This is a genomic window from Paenibacillus sp. VMFN-D1, assembly GCF_003386155.1.
Lineage (GTDB): Bacteria > Bacillota > Bacilli > Paenibacillales > Paenibacillaceae > Paenibacillus_AQ > Paenibacillus_AQ favisporus.
In genome coordinates this window covers 1693661-1716696 of the sequence record NZ_QRDU01000001.1, presented here as the reverse complement: position 1 = coordinate 1716696, position 23036 = coordinate 1693661, and the positions used below count along the sequence as shown (strand labels likewise).

Genomic DNA, 23036 nt, shown 5'->3' with positions numbered 1-23036 from the left:
TATGTTTAGATGATTTGTGATTATCTTTGGCACCATGAAGAGGCTGTCCCTGAGTCCGTAGACCTGGGGACGGCCTCTTTGTTTGTTCGACATTAACTTTGAAAATATTGCCTAATCCCCAAAATATTTATATTCCTTAAGCCAGATTTACTATAAGATATAGGAAGTACAGTCGTAATTTGGGGGTTCGACCACATGGAAAACAATTACCTCGCCGAGGTTCGACGACGTTGCATCGCCTATGGAATGCAGCCAACCGATGTTCCCTCACTCCGAACAACCGTGTCCGAAGAGCATCTACAGAGACAGAAGCGGCTATATGCCGACATTCTGGAGGTTACCAAGGGATTTGGAGAGAACACGATTCAATTACTAAACGGGCAAATGGTTTCATTCGTCGTCACGGATGACAAAGGTTTGGTAATTGATTCCTTCGGTGATCGGATTATTAGAGAACAACTTTCACAGCTGAATATTAAAGAAGGGAGCTTGCTGATTGAGAGAGAGGTGGGGATATGCGCGACACTGATCACGCTGGAGTACAAAATTCCATTTCAAACGGTGGGAACGGATCATTATCATCTTGTTCTGCACGAATCGGCCTGCCACAGCGTCCCTTTTTCGGTTCCAGGAAATCATGGGGTGCGCGAAGGAACGATCTCCCTGATGACAAGCATCGTTGATTTCAGCAATTACCAGCTCGCCATGCTTGTGAATATGGCGGAATCTATGGGAAGGGAGCTGAAGCTCAGGAAAACAAACCAGCGGCAGCTGGATCTGCACCATCTCATGGTCGACAATTTGGATACCGGAATTCTTTTGGCTGACCGATCCGGAATTGTAGTCGATTTCAACCACGTCGCCCTAAACATCATCCCCGATTATATTTCCGTCGGACAGTCCTCCTATCAAATTACGGAGCTCGGACCGCTTTTTTTGCAAACGATTGCTAACGGCCAGCGGCAGCGGGGAATCGAGGTTCATTTTCACGCCGGCGGGACACACACGGTTTGCCTTGCCGACATCATTCCGATATTTGAAAATGGGATCATCCAAGGCGCCTATGCGCAGCTGCGGGATATTACCGAACGTTATTTGCTGGAGCAGCAGATCATCGTCAGCGAAAAGCTGTCGGCCATCGGCAAGCTGGCCGCCGGTTTAGCCCATGAAATCCGCAACCCGCTAACCTCCATCATGGGCTTTGTGCAAATTATCCGTGAGCGGCCGCTGGACCCGGACACGACCCGTTATTTGGGTTTCGTACACGAGGAGCTGGTGCGCGTCAAAAATCTTGTATCGGATTTTGTCACGATGTCCAAGCCTTCTTTTCCAATCGTCAAGCCGATCGAAATCAATCCGTTCCTTGACAGCGTGCTTGATTTTATGGAAGGACAGGCCGCGCTGCACGATATCCGGTTTATCCGGGATTACCATACCCTTGACCAGGACATCCTGTATGCCGATGCTTCGCAAATTAAGCAGGTACTGATCAATATTTTACAAAATGCCGTTGAAGCGTCCCAGCCAAAAGAAGCCGTAACCTTAAAATCTACCATACAAAACAAGCATCTAACCATCACTATTTCTGACAATGGCACCGGTATTAGTCCTGAAAACCTCACAAAAATACAGAATCCTTTTTTTACGACCAAAGAGAACGGAACGGGCCTGGGTCTATCCGTATCCTACCGCATTATTAACAACCACAACGGAGAGATCATCGTCGATTCCAGATTGGGTGCAGGAACGGAATTCAATATCCGATTACCTTTGTCAGGCATTTTAAAGGAGTGTCCTGTGTGAAAAATGTCGTAGAGCTCTTAGTTGAAACGCTGGTCAGTCTGGATATTCAGCATGCTTTCGGAATTCCGGGCAAATCCGTTGCCCCTGTGATTCTGGAATTTGGCAACCAGGGGATCGAATTTATTCTGGGAAGGCATGAAAGCGGGGCGGGTTTTGCAGCCGGAGGTTATGCTTTTGCGGGGAAAAAGCTGGGGGTGGTCGTCGGAACTTCAGGACCGGGAGGGACCAATCTGGTCACTGCCGCAGCGCATGCGAAAATGAACTGCCTTCCCGTTCTCTTCATCACGGGACATCAGTCGGCGGCGGAAACAGGGATCCCGCAATGCCAGGATTCCTCGTTATTCGGCATCGATTTGGCGGAAATTATGAAACCCGTTACGCTGTTCAGCACGATGGTTTCCCGCGCCGATACCTTCCCGGCGATTCTTAATCATGCGCTTCGCGAAGCCATGACCGGACGCAAAGGTCCGGTACATCTGTGCATCCCATTTGATGTGATGATTTCGCCAGTAGCCGAGACGAATATCCATATTCCGTCAAGCCGTCTAAACTATGCCGCAACCAATCTGACGGATGTGGTGAATCAGGTGCTGGCCGCCCGAAACCCGGTCATTCTGGCAGGAAAAGGGGTCGTCCTCTCCGGAGCTCAGGAGCCCCTCGCCAGGTTCGCCGAGCAGTTTCAGGTTCCCGTCGTCACAACTCCCGGTGGAAAGGGAAGCATCCATTCGATGCATCCACAATATTACGGACCTTTTGGTCTGGGCGGACACCAAAAAGCCAAGCACCTGCTGGAGTCGGGCGTCGACCTGATGCTGGTGATGGGATCGCGATTGAGCGATACCGCACTGGCGGGCTTGGATCGCTCTTATTTCCCGCAAAAGATCATTCAGTTCGATATCTCTTATGAATTTATGGGCGGGATTATCCAGGCTGAGCATACGCATGTGTTCGGCGATATTACAACGAATCTCGAGGAGCTGCTGCGCCTGTATCCGAATGAAAACGTGAGTGATGACGTGCGGGTTGGTGAGCGGTATCATGATCCCCTGCCCGAGCTTCAGTCCCTTTCTGTCGCAGAAGTCTGCCAGGCGGTAGGGGATATCATTCCTGAGCGAACCACGGTTTTTGCCGATGATGGCGCGCATGGGTACCATGCGGTTCGTTGGCTGGATATAAAGCCGGGGGTCACATTTTTCTTCGATTCCTATTTTGCTTCCATGGCCAATGCGATCGGGATGGCGATTGGTACAAAATTTGCCGACCGGGACCAGAACGTCATCTGCTTGACGGGAGACGGCTGTTTATTTATGCTGGGCTCCGAAATCTCAACCTGCGTCGCCGAGCAGCTTCCGGTTATTTTTATCGTCATCAATAACGGACAGCTGGATATGGCATTAAAAGGGATGCGCGAGTTTACCGGAAGAACCGACGGCACGGTCTTTAAGCAGCCTTTGGATGCCGCAGCGTATGCGGCTTCAATGGGAGCGGACAGCGCACGGTGCACGACGCTCAGCGAATTTACAGATGTTTTTAAACAGGCACTGCAGCTCAATAAGCCTTTTGTGTTTGACGTGATCGTGGACAAGGAGGAGATCCCTTCCACCTTGGCCCGGCAAATGAAGCTCGATTAAGAAATTTTTGCATACCGAATTGACGGATCACGCGAGAGAAGCGCCATTATGGCGCTTTTTTATTTTTGCAAATTTTCATTTTTTTGATAGATTGGAAGGATTGTTTTGCGGCATTAGGAATTGGGTTCATCTCAAATATAGGCAATTCATGTGAGTATTTAGCCCTAATTCTTTGAAAAACGGTTTTCATAGCCAGTTATTTCTATTAGCATAATGCTAATAACTCTCAATGGAGGTATCAACAAGATGTATTCATTTCAGTCATTGATCTCAAGGAACAAGCATTTTAAATTATTCTGCTTCGTTGCTCTTTCCATCCTGCTCTTTGGGATGTCGAGTCTGACCGCCTTTGCGGCATCGCCGGGAAAAACCGTCAACGCTTCAGCGAAACTGGCATACAACCTTAAAGGACTTCATCATAAACTGGCGGTTCAGAAAGCTTATATCGCTTCGAAATACGTATATGTTACCCAGCGGTCCAAAGGGACGGTCTATCTTTCCAGACTGGTTATCAACGGCAATACCGCTACATACAAGGATGAAATGAAGATCACCAATGCCGGTCACGGGCAAACGCTGGATATGTATACCTACAAAGGGATCAACTATTTTTACTTCAGCTCAAAAGCCGATCCTTCAACAAGCAATTATTGGTCGCTCCAGGTCGCGAGACTTCAATATTCAGCCGGCAAGACCCTGGATTATACGGACCTTCACCGGTTCACGTATATGAATTACGCCAACAAAAAGGGCACAAGACTAGGCGACACGTACCGTGTTGACGGCGGCGGAAACAGCACATATACCTTTTTCCGGGTTCAAACGAAACAAGGAAAGGTCACCTGGTCCGTGTATGATACGGTTAAACTGAACAAGCTGCTGGACAGCAACGAGCAGGTCCGTCTGGATAGTGCAGCGGCGAAGGCAGCGTGTGTATCCAGCTTTACCCAGTCGGGCAGTGCCATCGTGAGACCGAACGGTTCCTTCCAAGGCGCCGACCTGCTTGGCAAAACGGAAATTTATACGTCTGGCGGCGCTGAAGGAAACATCCCGCAGATTGCTATGATGTCTAACACAGGAGCTTATAAGAGTCTGGTGAAAATCACCAACGTGGGAAAACATGAAATCGAGGGCGTACAAAACAAAAACGGGAACGTTTATTTTAATATCGTAACCAATCCCGACAGCAAGCAGAATACCCAGAAAATTTACTACGTTCCAGACAGCATTTTTTAATTGCGATCGTGTTAGCTGGTTCGATGACAAGACAGAAAACAACCTGAGCATGGTTCAGGTTGTTTTTCTATTGACAGCGATAATGAAATTTTTCCAGGCGTCCGTTACCATGTTAAAATAGTACGTAGCTATTCAACGGCTAGTTATTTAACGAATTGTCATTGCGAAGGTAAGGTGAAGAAAATTGTCAGCCAAGACGAATGCCTGCCGAATACTCGACACGCTTCAAATCAAGTATTCGCTGCACGAATATGAATGGGACGAAAATCAGCTGGATGCGGCAACGGTTGCCGCGAAAGTAGGGCTGGAGCCCGGCCAGCTGTTCAAGACGCTCATTTTAAAAGGGGATAAGACAGGGGTCATCGCTGCTTGTATTCCAGGCGACCGGGAACTGAATCTGAAAAGTCTGGCCGCTGCAAGCGGCAATAAAAAAGTGGAGATGGTCCCCGTGAAAGACATTCAATCCTTAACAGGATATATCCGGGGCGGCGTGTCTCCACTGGGCATGAAAAAGAAGTATCCGCTGTATATGAATACATCCGTAAGCTCCATGGAAGTTGTCAGCATTAGCGGGGGAAGACGGGGGCTGCAAATTTTTCTAAGTGGGCAGGACTTAGCGGCAGCTGCGGAGGGAGTGCTGGCCGATCTTGTGCACAGTTAGCCCGCAATGATGGAACGGGTTCAAACCCATCAACCTGCAGGTCTAATCAGATTTTGCCTATTGAACTCAAAAGCTGCATAAATGCGATAAAAAAGCCGCCAATCAACACTAAAACAATCACCATGATCAGTACAAATCTTTTTCCATCCATCGTTAAACACCTCAGGATGATTATACCAAAAGATAGCCCTGATCCATAACAAATATGGAAAGCAAGGCGTTAAAAACAATCCTATCTATCCATAATAAGTATAGAAGAAAGGAAGGATTTATTATGAATGTACTGATTATCGGAGCCAATGGCCAGATTGGCCGGCATCTTGTAAGAAAGCTGCAGGAATCCAACAAGCACAATGCCATCGCGATGGTGAGAAGCGACGAGCAGAAAGCGGCATTTGAAGAGCAAGGCGTGCAAGCGGTGTTTGCTGACCTGGAAGGAAGTATCGATGACATTGCCAGCGCTGCCGAGGGGGCGGATGCAGTTGTATTTACTGCAGGCTCGGGCGGCCATACAGGAGCCGATAAGACGATGATGATTGATTTGGATGGTGCAATCAAGTCGGTGGAGGCTGCCAAACAATCTGGGGTGCGCCGCTTCATCATGGTGAGCGCGATCGGGACCCATCGCCGCGAGCTTTGGATGGAGAGTGCGCCTTACTACAGCGCCGCGAAGCATTATGCGGATATTTGGCTCGAGCAGAGCGGCCTGGATTATACGATTGTTCGCCCAGGAGGGCTGATCAATGAACCCGGAACGGGGAAGGTCACCGCGGCGGTTGACCTGGATCGGGGGACAATTCCCCGTGAAGATGTGGCTGAGGCTATACTAGCATCATTGGAAAATCCTCATACCGTCGGTAAAGCTTTTGATATAATTCGTGGCGAAACCCCAATAAAGCAAGCATTAGACGCGCTCTAACATATCTTAGAGAATTTCTAGATAAACCAAGTTATTGAAGCCGCTGAATAAGCGGCTTTTTTCTGTAGCTTCATGCCTGCTACTCAGTCCCATGAGCGTGGCACTAAGGGAAAAGGTCGAATGGATCAAGGAGGATAACCGATCGTTATCACGAAGTAAAAAAGAATATCAAATTGTTTACCGCTACTGTTTTCCAGGACCACTAAGCCAAGTATTTTCAGAAGGAACGGAGGATCTTATGCATCGTCATCCATCGTTTAACTTGCTGCTTCACGACGACGAAGAACTGGCAGAATATCTAGGAAGCCCGGTCTCACAACGGATCACCATCCATGAATGGCCATTATCGTGTGTTCAGCGCATGGTTACGGAGCAGGGAGACCGTTACATTTATAAAGTTCAGGCTCCGCCGACGCTGGAAGTCCAATTTTATGCTCGTGCCCAATCTCCGCTCCTGGTGCCGGTTCGCGTGATCGAAGCGAAGGACAATATGACGGCTATGCTAATGGAAGAAATCCAGGCGCCGCGGCTGAAGGACATTCCTTTAAAAGATTCGGAGGCAGCCAGCATCGCCAATGAGCTGATAGACATGATCTCACAGATCCATGGAGATTTGCCTGCCATGTTCGACATCAGTACGGAAGAAGGATGGGCCGCATATATCGAGGGTGCTCTTCATGATATTTCCGAATGTATCCATGAAGGAAGCTTCAAGGAAGTGGACATCGGCAAGGTCAACAAACTGCGCGAGTGGAGTCAAGCCCCGGCATTGCTTACCGAACTCCGTTCACCTTCAGGATATGTTCATGCAGACCTTAAAGCGGAAAATGTGCTGGTGACAAACGACGGGTACCGGGTCCTCGACTGGCAGCGCCCGATTCGGGGGCCGGTATCGCTGGATGCTGCAGCTTTATTACATTCGCTGGGTATTGATCCTGTTCGTTACGTCCCGATCGGCATTATGCAAATCTATCATTTCCTGCATGTCGCATGGTATGCCCAAGCGGCCAGGAAATGGGTTCCTCAGGGGAAGCCGTGGTTCGACAGCCTTATTGCCGAAATTGCTCGCGACCTCGAGCTGAAGCAGATCTAACTTAGCAGCGACCAACCCCGATAACAAAAGCTACCGGGCATCGTGCGAACTTACCTCTATCATGCTGATGCAGCTCGTCTCGACCGAAACGTTCCTGATACGTTAATTAAAAGACACCTCATACATGCCCATGAGGCATTTTAGAGGTGTCTTATTATGTTCATAACTACATTTTCAGCTCAGACGACGATCTTTGACCTTATTATAGGAACAGCGTTCGCTCATTTTACAGCCGTATTCTTGAAAAAGTCGATGGGCACTGTGCCTTCGGCTTTCCAGACTGTGCCGCGCTGCTCGTACTGGAATAAGTTTTCTACAGCGTTAGCGATCTGCGGCCCCAACTCGCGTTCGACCAAGTATAGAGCTACGTCCAATCCCGAAGTCACGCCTCCGCCGCTGACCAGGCGTGGTCCATCCTCAACGACTCTGGCCTCTACCGGGATTGCGCCCGCGGCACCTAACGCAGCCATGCCAATCGGATTGGTTACGGCATGCCGATCTTTCAGCAGTCCATCCATCGCAAGCAATAAGGAACCTCCGCATACCGTTGCTACCGTCACTTCTTTATCGTCCATTGCCTGTTTGATCATGCTGGTTAAGGACGTTTGCTTCGCCTTCCAAAGAAGGTTCGGAATGGTATCCGGAGTATTTCCCGCCGGCTTGCCGGCAGCACCAGGCACCACAATAATTCCCGGTTGATGGGGGTCCAGCTTGGATTTCGCTTCCAGAGAGGGTCCGCCCAGCCCGCTCGGAACAGAACGCTTGCCTTCTGCGGACACCAGTTCGACCGTCACTTTGTCACCGGAATACATGCCCGCAGCGGTAAATACTTCATAGGGCGCCAAGGCGTCGAGCAAATCGAATCCATCGAACAGCACGACCTGAACATGAAGATTATCCTTCCTGTTTTGATTGTCTGGTGCAGCATTCGCACTTGCGGCGGGGACAGCCAGACTGAGTACTAATGCTAATGACAAAAATAACGCAAACATCTTTCTCATTTCTGAATCTTCCTTTCTCTTCGCACCAAGCTCAGGCAATATAGCTCATGCGTTTTTTATTAGCAGTAAAATCATATCAAGCGAATATCACAAACGGCGTTCTATAAAAGTCACAAAAGGATCAACAACTCCTCACAATACATGGAACCATGAAAATATGAAAATCTTGACTCCAGAACGAGAACAATCCTTAACCCATCGCACTAAAGCAAACTCTATAATTAAACTTGTCATGAACAATCTTAAGCCTTGGACGGTTAAAGCACAGGAGATTTATTTTACTGAATGTTTTTTGCGCGGATGAAGGAGGCGTTAAACATGAGAATAAGACGCAGGCATTTCAAAGCAGCAGTCCTTGTGTCCATTTTGGCAGCCGTTCTTACGGGGTGTGCTAAAGGGGCGGAACCAGCAGCGGCCGCGCTGTCTTTGGCTGATATCCCCATTAAGCCGCAGCAGGGAAAGGAGCTCACTTGGAACGGGAATATCCCATATGATCTCCCGGTCTTCGATTTTGTCGATTCCAAAACCGGATTTGCGGTCAAAGAGCGCACTGACGCTCAACTAAGGCTGCTGTCCACCCAGGACGGCGGGACGCATTGGCAGGAACAGAATTTGCCTGGGAAGTATATACGCAGCCTGGATTTTATCAATGCCAAAACCGGGTATGCTTTGGTCGAAGACAACTGTTCCAGCAGCGCAGGACAGCTGCAGTGCAAACAGATCAGCCTGCTGAAAACCGGAGACGGCGGCAGCAGCTGGATGACAAAATGGAAGTCCGAATCCCATGAGGACCACAGCCAAGGCACTCCCATTCTGCATAAATTGTCGTTTGTGAATGAGAAAAGCGGCGCGATGCTCGTAAATGACCGCCTGCTTCTCACACAGGATGGGGGAAATCATTTTCAAACGGCTGTGTTCGGAATGAAGGACTTCAAACCGGTCAGCACCAGTTTTCTGAAATCCGGCACCGGCTATGTGGTCGGTACGGTCGGCAAGGATGATACCAGGCTTGCTGTTGTAAAGACTAATAATGGTGGGCGGACATGGTCCAAACAGTTGGATCTCTCTGCGAAGGATTCGCCTTTGTCCGCTTTTCAAATCCAGTTTGCGAGTGAAAATACCGGATGGCTGCTGACAAATGAGAAGGGGATGCTAAGCGGGGACGTTTACCGTACGGTTGACGGTGGTAAGCATTGGACTAAAATGAGCACACAGCGGACGGGACGTCCTTATGTAAACGGCATTCAGCTGATCGACGGGAACACCGGTGTAATTTCGCTGCACCCGGGCGCGGGACCGATCGAAGGAGGCATTTGGCTGACGAAGGACGGCGGCCGCAGCTTTACCAGCGTGAGCAAGGCGGTGGCGGTAAATCAGGTACAGATGGTGTCCGCTAAGGCAATATGGGCCGCCGTCGACGGGATGAACGGCTCCGATTTTCTCATTCATTCGAATGACGGGGGGATAAGCTGGCAGGAGTCTTATCCGCTATCCGAGCCGAATGGCAGCCCGACGAAGGACATAGCTTTTATCGATCTTCAACGCGGATTTGGCATCGGGACCCAGCTGGACAGTGGTAAGGTCCTGAAAACGATCGACGGTGGGGCGAGCTGGAAGATCATCGCTTCCCTGGATTCTTATATCCGGCTTGAGAAAATCAGCTTTGTCAGTAAAAAAGAAGGCTTCATGATGGCCTTCCGGGATAAAGACCCCCAGCATGTTTTATTGAAAACCCAGGACGGCGGGCTCACCTGGCATGAGGTTTCCAGCGAATCGCTGAACAAGCTGGGAATATCCGACGTTTCAGCCTTCCGGTTTTTTGACACAAATCATGGCGTCTTGTTCGCCACAGGAGAAGGGAAGGCTATTTATCGCACTTCGGATGGCGGAAAGACTTGGGGCAAAACGCTGGTGAGCAAAGAAAATAGTGAGATGCAAGTCTCCTTGGCCTCCTATTCCAGTGGATGGCTGCTGAAGCAGACGGACACCAAGGGAAGTATTGAGCTCGTCCGCTTCGGGGCGGACCATTCGGAGGAGACGGTATTGACGCTGGACAAGGACTGGTATCCGGACGCAGTCTATTTTAGCGATGAAACGCACGGGTATATGCTTTTTGAAGATTTTGAAGCCAAAGACGGTGTGATTACCCGCCTACTGATGACTGCTGACGGGGGCCGAACCTGGGTGGATCATCCTTTTCCCGCGGATGCCGAAATGGTAGACGTTCGATCGATCGGCTTTTCCGATCCGCAGCATGGCTGGATTCAGTTCCTGCAGGGAACTGCCGTGACGGCTGATGGCGGGCTGAGCTGGTCCGTTCAGCAGTGATCGTCGACAGGGCTAGCCGGAAATCGGAGAAGCTGACAACTTGTGCCCATTTGCTGCCGCCAAACGGCGGCTTTTTTTATCCATCACTTGAACTAAAATCTAATTAAATTGAAAAAAGAAAAAAGGGGGACTGGTGCATGAAAGCATTGCCGACCATTCCACTTGACAGGCTGCTGTTACGTCCTTTTTGCCTAGACGATGCCAAGGATGTTCAGAAATTAGCCGGGGATCCATACATCGCTGACATGACGTTATATATTCCTCATCCCTATGAAGATGGCATAGCGGAGAAATGGATTGCATCCCACCAAGATCAGTTTGAGCAGGGACGATCCCTCGAGCTGGCTATCGTACATAAGGAAGGCCAATATGTGATCGGTGCCATCTGCATCGCATTCCATCAGCCATTTGACCACGGCGAACTTGCTTATTGGGTCGGGAAGCCCTATAGCAATCTTGGTTATTGTACCGAAGCCGCAAAGGGAATCGTACGTTACGCCTTTGAAGAAATAAGGTTAAACCGCGTATTTGCGCGTCATTTTGGCAGGAATCCTGCTTCGGGCAAAGTGATGGCTAAGGTGGGGATGAAATATGAAGGCACGTTACGACAGCATGCTAAAAAGCAGGGGAAATACGAGGATCTTGTGTATTATGGACTGTTAAAAGAAGAGTATCTTTCGATGAAATGACCGGCAGCGGGTTACATACAGTATGACCGGCTGCCGGAACGTATCAATTAAAGAACGGATTGCACACGGAGAGTTGTATTCGCAAACAGCTACCTGCTGACAGCACGCCATGCATCCAGCTGTCTCTGCACTTCTTTACGCACGTCTTCAATACCTGCCTGCTTCAGTTCATGATTAAACTTGGGGAGGATCGCGCCAACATCGACGGAGCCCGTCATCAGACTGGGGTAGTATTTCTGCCAGACCATCTCAATGTTATCGGTTTGAGACGTCATTTTGCTAAGATCCGGCGTAAATCCGAGCACGGCCGACTTGACGACTCCAGCGTTATATTGACGGAACTGCTCCCATTTATCGAGGGGGTCCGGGTAGCCGCCGCCCATCGTATTCAGGATAAACCAATTTCCCTGAGTATACTGTACACCAGCATAACGGGACGAGGCATCGGCTCCATCCTTATCTTTTGAGGTGATGGGGACAACCTGCCCTTTGGCATCAAGCGTGTAGTGCACGCCCTCAATACCGTAATTAAATAAGTTTCGTATTTCCGGATCCGTGTTTAGCAGATTCAAAAACTTAATGCTCTCGGCGGGATGCTTGGTGTTGGCATTGACCGCCATAATTCCTCCCCGGACCGATTCCGTGGTGACAACGCTCGGCGTGACGGGATTCGCCACAACCTTGTAGCCGCGGTCCTTGCTCCAGGTCGTCTCCGATAGGGGACCGCCGCCGGAGGATTTCCAGAATACTTTGGCTCCCCGTTTCAAGCCTCCAGGCTCCCGCAGCGCCGCGTCCTTGTTAATGAAGCCAGCCTTGTAATAACGTCGCAGCGTATCCAGAATCTGCCGCGCTTCCCTGGTTTCGAATATATTGACGACCTTGGCGCCCGGATCCAGCGATTTGATCATTAAGGGAATTTTGTTGTTCATGATATATTCATAGCCATCGAGTGCAAAGAAATTGTGCGAATCCCGATCGAGTTCCATCGGTACGTAATCCGGTTCTTTTTGTTGAATCATCCGAAGAAGAGGTTCAAGCGATTCCAGCGTATCGTACTTAGAGATGTCGATATGGTATTTATCCACGATGGAAGCAGGGTACATCCACTGATCACGCACAGCCAGCTCTTTATTGGTTGGAATGCCGTATATGCCGCCGTCGTTCATGCGTACTCCCTGCCAAAAGATCGGATCAATCTCGTCGTACATCTCCTTGCCCAGTCCCTGAAGGTAGTCATCCAGCCTCAGCCAGGCTCCGCGCATCGCCGTGGGGGCGTAATCGGGAACAAAGGCGACGTCGAATGGACTGCCGGCGGATATGAGTGTGTGCAGCCGATCTTCATATTCCTGCCAACCGACCTTGATGTACGTGACGGTGACGCCGATTTTGGGTGCCATGATTTCGTTGATCTTATCGTTGACGAGCTGCAAATCCTTATCAGGTTCTCCGATCGTATAATAAATCAGATTGACCGGTGCGCCGTCATCGGAGTCGCTATTTTGGCCGGACTGACGAAAGCAGCCTGTCGACGTTAAGAGCAGCAGAATCAGAGAGAGGATCATTAAGACCGGCTTGCGTCTATAATTCATGACCACCCAGCAGCCTCCTTTCTGAAGTGTACGTAGCTCAAGCTTTTCCGCGGAGCTCGGAAGGAGACTTTCCGAAAAAGCTATGAAAGTGCGTATAGAAATAATTGAGATTGTTGTAGCCGACGGAAAACGCGATATAAGATATTTTCTCTTCGGTTGAACGGATTCGGTCCTCTGCAAGCAGCATCCGGTATGCCATGAGGTACTCCGAAAACTTCATTCCGGTCTCTTTAAGAAACAGCTGTCCCAGGTAAGTACTGTTCATTTGGAAGCGCTCCGCTACGGATTTTAACGTGATGTTCTGGGCGTATTCCATCTTGATCATCAGCAAAATGCGATTGACCAGCTTGGAGAGGTGCTCATATTGAACCCCTAATACGGGATCTCTGTTCAGGTCCTCGCTGTTCTTATCGCCAATCGTACCGTTAAGATCCTCGACAATGATTTTCTCAATGACTTGCTGCAGCTTGGTGCGCTCCACCGGTTTGAGCAGATAGTCTTTGACGCCGCAGCGAATGGCTTCCTGCGCATATTTGAATTCACTATAGCCGCTCATAATAATGTATTTCGTCGGGATCTTAAATTCGTTAAGCCTGCTGATGGTCTCATACCCGAGCGTCTTGCCAATGCAGACATCAAAGATGGCCACGTCCGGCTGCAGGTCAACCACTTTGGTCATGGCTTCCTCAGTCGTTTCACACGTTTCAATGCGGCCAAACCCGTATTGGTTCCAGTCCAGTATCCGTTTCATGCCCTCCAAAATTTGAGGCTCGTCATCCACAATCATCAACTTGTACATGTTCAATCACCTCTTTTGATATCCGTACCGCAATCTTGACCCCGGCTTCCTCGTTATTCGCGATTTCAATCGTACAGCCGTCCCCATAGAAGAAATGCAGCCGCGTGTATACGTTGCGAAGACCGATACTTCCGGAGGAAGCGTCATCCTGGTTAAACAGCGTGCGCCGAACGGTATTTAAACGCTCCGCCGGGATTCCCTGCCCGTTATCCACAAATTCAAGCACATAACCATCATCGGCTTCCCAGCCATTAACGACATACAAATTAAACTCATGACCAGCATCGAAGCCGTGAATGAAGAAATTTTCCGCGAGCGGCTGCATCCAAAATTTCACGGTCGGGATCGAGAGGAGGGCCGGTTCGACATTGACCTGATAATAAAAACGTCCCGGATACTTAAACTCCATAATCTCCAAGTATTTCTGCAGCAGTTCCAGCTCGCTGGCAATCGAAATGATATTTTCCTTCTTCACGATTTCGCGGTAGAGCGTCCCTAAAGTCGCAATGGCATCGGCAGTATCTGTGTCCCGGTTGACCAGCGCAGTAGAGCGGATCACCTCCAGCGTATTGTACAGGAAGTGCGGATTAATCTGGTTCTGAAGCGCTTTCATTTCAGTTTCCTGCTGCTTTATTTTCAGCAAATATTCATTGCGGATGTACTTATCCAGCTGCTGTATCATATCATCCAACTCACGTGCGATCATACCGTATTCGTTTCTCCGGTACCGGGCCGGGCGGCTCGTCGTAAAATTGGCCGTTTTGACGCGTCCGATCGACTGGATGATGCGGTGCAGGAAGAGGGCATCATCCCGTAAATTGTAGACAATGAGCAGCAGTACGCTGACCATCGCGGCCAGCACGATCAGGAAGAGGGTGATCAGCATCCCGGCATGCTGACGAATCAGCGTGGACAAATCGATGATGCTGACGAATTTGAAATTAAACTTGGTGGAGGCGAAGGTGACATAAAATATCGGCTTCAGCATTCCCCTTGAAATAATGCCGTGTGTGCGTCCATTTGCCGCAGCCAGGCGGGATATTTGCTCCAAATCTTCGCCGTGTCCGCCGATCAGGTAGATATCGCCGGCAGCACTGACGGCCGCAGCTTCGCCAACCCGGAAATTTTGGACCGATCTGAAAACTTGCTCACTGCTGACCAAAAAGCGCAGCTCTCCGAATTCCTGAGAGCCCAGCGTAGGATTCGACAGTTTCTTGCGGTATACGAAACCTTTCGTGATCGTGTCATGAAAAGCCTCGTCCTTATTCGGAAGTCCGAACGTGTAACTGGCGATACCGTTATCGTTAAAGCGTACTACATTACCGTATTCGCCGGTGTGCAGGCTGATCTGCGTGATCTCGCCCTGCGCCCAGCTGTATAAGTAGGTCTTAAGATCTTCGGGAAAGGAAACGAGCGGCTGCGAGTAGATGCTGTGATCCAGCCTGCTCGTCAAGTAACCTTCAGCACTGCTGCTCGCAAAGCTTCTGGCATCGTCGAGCAATCCCGGATTGGAGTAAATCCGCTGCATGTAAGCCTCGATACGGTCGGCGTCATACTGCAGTTCATTTTCCACGCGCGAGAATGCGTTCGCCGCCTCGATCCGGGCATTGCCGACCCATTGGTTGAGCAGCATGGCACAGGTCAGCGTGCCCAGCGTGAGTCCGATGCTCACGACGAAGATGACATAGGCGATAAACTTGTGGCGGTAAATTTTGATTTGCAAAAAAGAGCCCATAAGACACCTCGATTGACAGCAACTCGTCGAAGCATGAATGCTAATCCCAATGTATCACGATTAGTGCAAAGGTACCACGATTAGTACGAAACTTCATCGATGGGAAGGAAAAAGCATCCCTTAAGAGAGTCTCATTAAGGGATGCGCTTCCATTTCTTTTACTTGAAGTAGTTATCGATTTGCTCTTGAGCCGCTTTCATAATGGTATCCATGCCGGCCGACTTCAGTTCAGCGGTAATCTTCGGCACCATTTTCTCCGGATCGGATGCGCCGGTAATGAGTTCATACTTGTATTTGTCCCATACGGCCTGGCAGTTTGCCACTTCGGTCTGCAGATTGCTGATGTCCAGCGCGAACCCGAGAATCGTGGAGGAGGAGGCCGCTTCGTTCAACTTTTTAACCTGTTCCCATTGATCTTCCGGAGCGCCTTTCGTCACCGCCAGATTAAAGAACGTGCCTTGGGTGTAAGCAGCCAGCGGCCAAGTATCGGTTGTACGCTCGATGACCTTTTCGCCGTCGACGTTCTTGTAGTCTACGCCCAGCTCGCCAAAGGCCAGCATGTTGCGCAGCTTCGGATCGGTGTTGACCAGTTCAAGGTACTTCAAAGCTTCCTTCTGATATTTCGAATTTGCCGAAATCGCGTTCAAAGAACCTTGGATTGTACTTGTGGTGTAGATTGGTCCATAATGCTGAACCATGTCGTATTTCTGGACGTTATCATTGATTTGCCAGCTGATTTCGGCGCCAGGGAAGGCTTGTGCCGCAAAGAACGGTCTGCCTTTGTCAGCTTCGGTTTTGGTCGGAGCATCCGGATTGATGATGCCGTCTTGATACCATTGATGCAAAAGCTTCAGGTTAGCCATAACGTCAGGCTGCTCCAGAACGGAAACGACTTTGCGCGATGCATCGTCCGCTTTCACGCCGACCGGAGGGAAGCCCAGCGTTAAATCGTCATAATCGTTAAAGAATCCGTTCAGGCCTTCGCCTTGGGTCATCGGCAGCGGGTAGAAGCTTTTGCCTTCGCCGGCCTTCATATCATGAAGCGGCTTATCCAGATCCTGCAGCGTCTTGATGTTATTGATGTCGATATTGTACTTCTGCACATACTTGTCATCGAATACCCAATACTGCGTCAACGCGGAATCTTTATAAGTCGGTACGGAATAATATTTTCCGCCGATTTTGGTGCCGTCCCATACGTTTTGCGGAATCAGTTTGTACAGGTCAGGCGTTTCGCTTTGTACCAGATCGGTAATATCGGCAAAAGCACCCATCGCAACCTGCTTGCTGTACTTTCCGCTGTTCGTGAACATGATGTCAAAAGGCTCGCCGGTATTGACGATGGTGTTCATCTTCGTGTCCCATTCGCCCCAGCTGGCGACCTTGATGTCCACTTTCACGCCGATCTTTTCGGCTGTGTAGGCATTCATGGCGTCAACCGCCTTGCTGAAGTTGCTTGGCACCTGACCGCCGATCGTCCACCAGACTAGCGTCGGAACATCCTTGGTCGTTGTCGAAGTTTCCTTTGACGGCTCCGTGGTTGTCTGCGATCCATCGGCTGTAGAAGCAGGCTTCGAACCGCCGCAGGCCGCCAGAGCTGTGGCCAGAAGGGTCAGCAAACAGAGCGTAGAGATGAACCTGAAAGATCTTTTCATTCCAAATCCCCCTTATAGATGTTGAATCACCGTGATAGCAGTGATTTATCATAAACCAAGATGCCTTGGCTTATTTCGTCATTATCCTTTAACAGCACCGACCGTAAGCCCGGAAATAAAATACTTCTGGAAAAACGGGTAGGCGCAGGCTACAGGCAAAACGATGAGGATCGCCACAGCCATCCGCGCGGATTCCTTCGGCATCGTCGCGACAAGTACGGCGTAGCTGACGCCCATGCTTGCTGCATTCTTTGCCAGGGCATCGACATTGCTCATCAGGCTGTTGAGCAGGGCCTGCAGCGAGTACAGGTTTTGGTTGTCGATATACAGCATCGATTGAAACCAATCGTTCCAGTAGGCGAAGCAGAGAAACAATCCAATCGTCGCGATCACAGGCAGCGAGATCGGGAGGACGATAGAGAAGAAGATCCGCAGCTGGCTCGCGCCATCGATTTCCGCCGATTCGATGAGTCCGTCGGGAATCGTGCTTTTGAAAAACGTTTTGCAGATGATCACGTTAAACGATGAGACGGCCAGCGGCAGAATCAGGGCCCAGATGCTGTCTTTCAGACCCAATAAATTCGTATTGATAAAGTAGCTGGACACCAAACCGCCGTTGAACACCATCGGAATGAATACGATCCAGGTCAGAAATCCCTTCAGCTTGTAGTTGGGGCGGGAAATGACGTAACCCATGGATGCCGTCAGCAGGACCCCGAGCACGGTCCCAATCACAGTGACAAGAACCGACACGCCGAGCGCCCTCAGAATCGTTGTCCCCTGCTTGGCGATATAGGCGTATGCATCACCCGATAGTACGGTCGGCAGTAAATGATATCCCGTCTCACGGATCGAGTCTTCACTGGAAAATGAGATGGACAGAACTACAACGACAGGAATGACACAGATGAGCGCCAAGACGATAAATATCAGATGGAATATGACGTCGACGACTCTGTGGGTACGATTAAATTTCTCCAGGCCCGTATCGTAAGCCGTTCTTGTTGACATCGACCCTACCTCCTTACATCATTGCGCTTTCCGGATCGATTTTGCGGACAATCCAGTTAGCGATCAGAATGGTGGCACAGCCCAGGACGGACTGCACGAATGCAGCAGCGGAGGCCATCCCGACAGTAGCGGTTTTCAGCTGCTTGTATACCATGACATCGATGGTCGTAGACACGTTGAACAAGGAATTGGAGTCCCTCGTGACTTGGTAGAACAAGCCGAAATCGGTGTAGAAAATGCGCCCGACAGCCAAAATGAACATCATGACGATAACCAGTTTCAGCATCGGCAGCGTAATAAATCTCGTCTGCTGCCAAATTGAGGCGCCATCGATAACCGCGGCCTCGTAATAGGTGCTGTCAATGCTCGTGATGGTGGCCAAGTAGATAATCATTCCGTAGCCCAAGCCTTTCCACACGTTTAAGAGAATTAGGAAGAACGGCCAGTATTTCGGTTCCATGTACCAGTTCACCGGGTCGCTGCCCATACTGACGAGCATTTGGTTGACGATCCCCTTATCGAAACTTAGGAAAGCCCAGCCTACGGCGGATACGACCACCCAAGATAAAAAATAGGGAAGGAACATCATCGTTTGATAGATTTTGCTGGCCTTCCGGCTGTGCAGCAGTCCTACCATAATGGCGAATAGAACAGGGAGGACGATGCCTAGAACGATAAAGATCAGGTTGTATCCAATCGTATTGCGGATAATGATCCAAGCATCGTTCGATTTGAACAGGAACTCGAAGTTTTTGAAGCCGATCCACGGGCTGTTGAACACATTGCTCAGGAATCCGCCGCTAATTCTAAAATTTTTAAAGGCGATAATGATCCCGAACATAGGCAGGAAGCAGAAGAGGATATACCATATGGTCGTCGGCAAGGCGAGCAGGGTCAGTTCCGTATCCTGCTTGTGCCAACGCGGACGTAAGCGCTTACGTTTGTGGCTTTGCTCGGCTTTTGAACTCATGTTAGTCACTCCTTCCGGTGGTTTCTCTATTGCAGCTTGCGCTTCGTAAATTCATTGTATAAAAGGAAGATTCCATGCTTCCAGATAACAAACTTGATACTATAGTCAAAAAACGTTAGGTGAACATGAAATTTTGTCGAAATAAACGCATAAAGGCACCCGGTTCCTACGACCGGATGCCTTTTTTAAATGGTGAATTAAGAAGCTTATTTGAATGATAATCGATGGGATTATCTTGAAAAGCGTTAGCCGAACATCTTCTAACCGTCCAACAAATTAGACACGAGCCAGGGCTTGATGACCGGAAGCACGGTCTCCGGGTGCATGGCTTTGGTATGGTCCATCCCGTCTCCGGTTAAGATGCGAACATCCCAGCCCATTTCTTCCAAAGCTTGTTGGTTTCTATGCAATATCCCGGCAATGTCCACAGTGACGCCGCCGAAGTTTTCCCCATACACGATCGTATCTTTCTTTCCGGCAAAAGCCAGCTTCGGAACGGCCGGGTTCAGACTCACCGCCCGATCGTCAAAATCCATTAAATGCTGGTACAGCGTCATAAACTGTTTGGTCTGATTCGTGTCGATCTTGACCTGAACCTGGTCCCAATCCACCTTTTCCGGACTGCTCGAATCCTGCCAATCTTTCATTATAGGGGTATTTTGATTGCGTACAGCTTGTTCATAAGTACTGCGGGTCACCACCATCATTTCTTTATAGGGCCCGTCCAATGGCGGAAATCCACCCATGATCAAACTATCCAGCCGATCCGTACGGATAGCCAGCTGCAGCCCGACCAGCGCCAGCCAGGAGTAACCATAATAGCTAAAATGGCGGACATTCATTTCATCAGCGATGAACAGCAGATCTTCTACAATCTGCTCTGGTGTCAGATGGTCGGGATTGGTATGCTTCATGCGATGTCCTTCATAGTCAAAGTACAAGACTTGGAACATATCAGCCAGTCCCTCGACGAAATGCTGTCCGGATTCGGGGTCGACTCCCCACAGCTTCAGGCTTTCAGCTTCTTGGCCGTACACGGATTCCTTGGCGACAGGCAGCATAATTGTTTTGCCTCCGGATCGTCCCGCCAAACCAACTTTGATTTCGGATGAATCCTTGAGCTTGATGACTTTTTCCATTTATTTCACTCCTCAATGGTTTATACAGTCATCATATAACATTCATGCAATCTTTCGGTTTCGCGGGTTTACTTCATTGATATACTTGAATGATTTGCAAAAATATATTGTTGTAGCACTTGAAGGTTTAACTTTAAACTCGAGTGCCGGCCATGGAACTGTATTGATCGAAACGAAATACCAGTTTAATAAACGTAAGCTATATCTCAGATCCTTCTCCAAGATTCGGTAAACTGCTGGATTCTACGCAGCCCTTCAGCTATTTCCCTCTCTGTCAGATTCCCGTATCCGAGTACCACCTTGCCGGGGGAGCGACCTTTTAACACTGCATAGTCTTCAAAAGATGAGAGGCGGACGCCGAGCCCTTCCATGTTGTGCCAGTCTATCGGTCCGTAAGCATCCTGCTTAAAATGGAGCTGGACATGCATTCCAGCTTCGTCACCCAGCAGTTCAACGCGGTCGCCGAATAAGCGGCGGCATAGTTCCGCGATAGATACGCGTTTTCGTTTGTATATCGCTCTCATTTTGTGAATATGCCTGTCAAAATGCCCGTCCAATATAAAACGCGCAAGTGCCGATTGCATGATACCGGAAGTTGTCAGGTTTAGCTCCGTTTTGGTGCGAATGACCGGCTCGATCAGTTCCGGGGGGACAACGAGGAATCCGATTCGCAGGGCGGGCGAGAGCGTTTTGCTAAACGTGCCTGCATAGATGACCTTGCTCGGGGCAAGAAGCTGCAGCGGAGGGACCGGCCCGCCTTTATGCCGGAACTCGCTGTCATATTCGTCCTCTATGATATAGTGACCAGCCTTTTCAGCCAGCGCAATAGCCATCTGCCTCCGTTGAATCGCGAGAATGCTCCCAGTCGGGTATTGGTGGGAAGGCGTCAGCACGATCAGACCAGCAGGGAAGTTATGCTCAATCCGGTGGATCTGCATCCCTTGATGATCAACCTCGACCGGATGGATGGTATAGTTTAATCTTTGGAAAATATCACCGACAAACCCGATCGTCGGCTCTTCCGTGTATACCGTATGAAAACGGTCCGAAAGGGTAGACGCCAGCAGCAGAATTCCTTCGGAGGTCCCCGACGTAATGACAATTTGGTCCATACTGCACGCCATGCCTTTTACCCGGTACAAATAACCAGCAATGACCTCTCGTAGTGCGGGCAGCCCTTGAATATTGCCATACGAAAATATGTCTTCCACCGCCGAATCGGTAATCTCACGAACGTATTTACTCCAGAGCCTGCGGGGAAAATGAGACAAATCAGGCAGACCTCCGTCAAAGTCAATGAGCTTCGGTTTCTTAGGAACGGACTCAGATCGAGCGGTTGATGTTGAAGAAGGCATAGGGTCGATTTTCATAGCTTTGCATGTTTCGATGCCCTCAGCGACAAACGTTCCGGAGCCGGCTCTGGACGTCAAGTACCCTTCGGCGGTCAATTGCTCATACACTTCGATTACGATGTTGCGCGCTATCCCAAGGTCCGAGGCAGCCCGGCGGGTCGGCGGCAGCTGGAGACCGGGTTCGAGTGCACCACTCTCAATTTCCTGACGCAGGTAACTGCATAGCTGCTTGGTGACCGAACCAGCCCCTGCAGTAGCTCTAAATCCGAACATGGCAATGCCTCCTTTACATTGGTTCTTCTTATAAACAATTTTCCGGCTCCTAGGATGACCAATTATCACCATTATACGGAAGCTGAAGAAAACGCACAAAGGGGATGACGGTATGTGATTGTTCCGCTAGATAGTAAACATAACAAATATTATGTAAACTTAAAGTGGTGGTCATAGTTGTTCTTTTGTCAGCAGCACAACAAAAGCTGGCCAAGATCGGCCAGCTTTTTAATAGGTGTATTCATATGTGTTAAATAGATGCGATAGAGCGGCTTACTTTACTCAAATTTCCCTTCAAAAACAAGCTCGTTCAGCGGGCGGCGGTCATTCGGCACTTCGCGCTGCTGGATCGCTTCCGGAAGTACGGATTTATCGCCCAGATAGCCGAGGGCAATCACGGCGTGAAGATCGATGTGATCCGGTACGTTCAATATTTCACGGGCTTTATTGCGGTCAAAACCGCCGATGGCATGCGTGTGCAGACCGAGAATTGTCGCTTGAATCGCCAAGGAAGCCCAGGCTGCGCCGGCATCGAAGGCATGCGCACCGTTCGGGTCGCCGTTTTCTCTAAGTTTGTCGGAAGCGACCACAATGAGAACTGGCGCACTGGACGCCCATGTTAAATTGAATTCGTTTAAAAATGAATGAAATTTGCTGAGCTGCTCTTCGGTTTTAGCGACGATAAAGCGCCAAGGCTGATCATTATAAGAGGATGGAGCCCAATGTGCGGCTTCAAGGATGGTATAAAGGTCCTGATCACTGACTTTACGGGTGGAAAAAGCCCGTGTAGACCAGCGATTTAGAAATAGCGGGCTTACCGGGTATTCGGATTTGCGCTGTCCTTGCACCTCCGGTAAAACTTCATTGACGATGGATTGAACGCTGCTCATATACGACTTCTCTCCTTTTCGAATAAATATCTGCAGTGTTGTCATTGCTGCTTACTTAAACTTACGAACTTACTAATTAAATATAATTAAATATATGATTTAACTTGGATATAGTCAAATCAAAATCTTTAATGGATGATTAGGTATGTTTGCAGAATGACGATAGCCGCAAGCAGGGTTTAGTGATGAATAAAGAGAATACTAGATGCATCTCTTAGAGTGAGAACGGTTAAGGTGAACCGGCAATTTTGCATGAAGCACA

Annotated in this window: 18 protein-coding genes; 8 read left to right on the top strand and 10 right to left on the bottom strand. The window is 49.5% G+C overall.

Going from position 1 to position 23036, the window contains the following annotated elements; translation table 11 throughout:
* Positions 1 to 195: 195 nt before the first annotated feature.
* From C7820_RS08030 to C7820_RS08005, 6 genes are all read left to right on the top strand, one after another.
* On the top strand, positions 196 to 1803 hold the full coding sequence (locus C7820_RS08030) for a two-component system sensor histidine kinase NtrB (protein WP_116230496.1): 1608 nt from the start codon (positions 196 to 198) through the stop codon (positions 1801 to 1803).
* On the top strand, positions 1800 to 3434 hold the full coding sequence (locus tag C7820_RS08025; protein WP_147306266.1) for a thiamine pyrophosphate-binding protein: 1635 nt from the start codon (positions 1800 to 1802) through the stop codon (positions 3432 to 3434). The genes C7820_RS08030 and C7820_RS08025 overlap by 4 nt, the downstream gene beginning before the upstream one ends.
* Before the next feature lie 246 nt (positions 3435 to 3680).
* Positions 3681 to 4670, top strand: coding sequence for a phage baseplate protein (locus C7820_RS08020; protein ID WP_116230494.1), 990 nt, complete (start codon positions 3681 to 3683; stop codon positions 4668 to 4670).
* Positions 4671 to 4854: 184 nt separating this feature from the next.
* Positions 4855 to 5331 (top strand): Cys-tRNA(Pro) deacylase, encoded by a 477-nt coding sequence (gene ybaK / locus C7820_RS08015; protein ID WP_116230493.1) that lies wholly within the window; start codon positions 4855 to 4857, stop codon positions 5329 to 5331.
* 274 nt (positions 5332 to 5605) lie between these two features.
* On the top strand, positions 5606 to 6250 hold the full coding sequence (locus C7820_RS08010; RefSeq protein ID WP_116230492.1) for an SDR family oxidoreductase: 645 nt from the start codon (positions 5606 to 5608) through the stop codon (positions 6248 to 6250).
* A 238-nt stretch (positions 6251 to 6488) separates the two neighbouring features.
* Positions 6489 to 7343 (top strand): phosphotransferase, encoded by an 855-nt coding sequence (locus tag C7820_RS08005; RefSeq protein WP_181908967.1) that lies wholly within the window; start codon positions 6489 to 6491, stop codon positions 7341 to 7343.
* Between the two features lie 221 nt (positions 7344 to 7564).
* Here the strand turns inward: C7820_RS08005 and C7820_RS08000 are convergent, their stop codons facing one another.
* Positions 7565 to 8344, bottom strand: a complete 780-nt coding sequence (locus C7820_RS08000) for a DJ-1/PfpI family protein (RefSeq protein WP_116230490.1) — start codon at positions 8342 to 8344, stop codon at positions 7565 to 7567.
* 318 nt (positions 8345 to 8662) lie between these two features.
* Here C7820_RS08000 and C7820_RS07995 point away from each other — a divergent pair, with 318 nt between their 5' ends.
* On the top strand, positions 8663 to 10672 hold the full coding sequence (locus C7820_RS07995) for a WD40/YVTN/BNR-like repeat-containing protein (protein WP_181908966.1): 2010 nt from the start codon (positions 8663 to 8665) through the stop codon (positions 10670 to 10672).
* A 137-nt stretch (positions 10673 to 10809) separates the two neighbouring features.
* Entirely contained in the window at positions 10810 to 11361 is a 552-nt protein-coding gene (locus C7820_RS07990) for a GNAT family N-acetyltransferase (protein WP_116230488.1), read from the top strand.
* A gap of 89 nt (positions 11362 to 11450) precedes the next feature.
* Here the strand turns inward: C7820_RS07990 and C7820_RS07985 are convergent, their stop codons facing one another.
* The 9 genes from C7820_RS07985 to C7820_RS07945 all read right to left on the bottom strand — a co-directional run bounded on the left by C7820_RS07985 (position 11451) and on the right by C7820_RS07945 (position 22774).
* Complete coding sequence (locus C7820_RS07985) at positions 11451 to 12950, bottom strand: ABC transporter substrate-binding protein (RefSeq protein WP_116231677.1); 1500 nt, start codon at positions 12948 to 12950, stop codon at positions 11451 to 11453.
* Positions 12951 to 12987: 37 nt separating this feature from the next.
* A complete protein-coding gene (locus C7820_RS07980) occupies positions 12988 to 13749 on the bottom strand; it encodes a response regulator transcription factor (RefSeq protein WP_105442971.1) in 762 nt (253 codons plus the stop codon).
* Positions 13724 to 15484: a sensor histidine kinase gene (locus C7820_RS07975; RefSeq protein ID WP_116230487.1), complete on the bottom strand. Its 1761-nt coding sequence runs from the start codon at positions 15482 to 15484 to the stop codon at positions 13724 to 13726. Before C7820_RS07975 ends, C7820_RS07980 begins: the two co-directional genes overlap by 26 nt.
* 158 nt (positions 15485 to 15642) lie before the next feature.
* On the bottom strand, positions 15643 to 17139 hold the full coding sequence (locus C7820_RS07970; protein WP_105442969.1) for an ABC transporter substrate-binding protein: 1497 nt from the start codon (positions 17137 to 17139) through the stop codon (positions 15643 to 15645).
* Between the two features lie 81 nt (positions 17140 to 17220).
* Positions 17221 to 18150, bottom strand: a complete 930-nt coding sequence (locus C7820_RS07965; RefSeq protein ID WP_076165561.1) for a carbohydrate ABC transporter permease — start codon at positions 18148 to 18150, stop codon at positions 17221 to 17223.
* Between the two features lie 13 nt (positions 18151 to 18163).
* The gene (locus C7820_RS07960; protein WP_076165559.1) at positions 18164 to 19120 is read right to left on the bottom strand and encodes an ABC transporter permease; all 957 of its coding nucleotides are present in this window, start codon (positions 19118 to 19120) and stop codon (positions 18164 to 18166) included.
* A gap of 260 nt (positions 19121 to 19380) precedes the next feature.
* Positions 19381 to 20259: an alpha/beta fold hydrolase gene (locus C7820_RS07955; protein WP_116230486.1), complete on the bottom strand. Its 879-nt coding sequence runs from the start codon at positions 20257 to 20259 to the stop codon at positions 19381 to 19383.
* A gap of 206 nt (positions 20260 to 20465) precedes the next feature.
* The gene (gene pdxR / locus C7820_RS07950; RefSeq protein ID WP_116230485.1) at positions 20466 to 21884 is read right to left on the bottom strand and encodes a MocR-like pyridoxine biosynthesis transcription factor PdxR; all 1419 of its coding nucleotides are present in this window, start codon (positions 21882 to 21884) and stop codon (positions 20466 to 20468) included.
* A gap of 278 nt (positions 21885 to 22162) precedes the next feature.
* On the bottom strand, positions 22163 to 22774 hold the full coding sequence (locus C7820_RS07945; RefSeq protein WP_116230484.1) for a nitroreductase family protein: 612 nt from the start codon (positions 22772 to 22774) through the stop codon (positions 22163 to 22165).
* Positions 22775 to 23036: the final 262 nt, after the last annotated feature.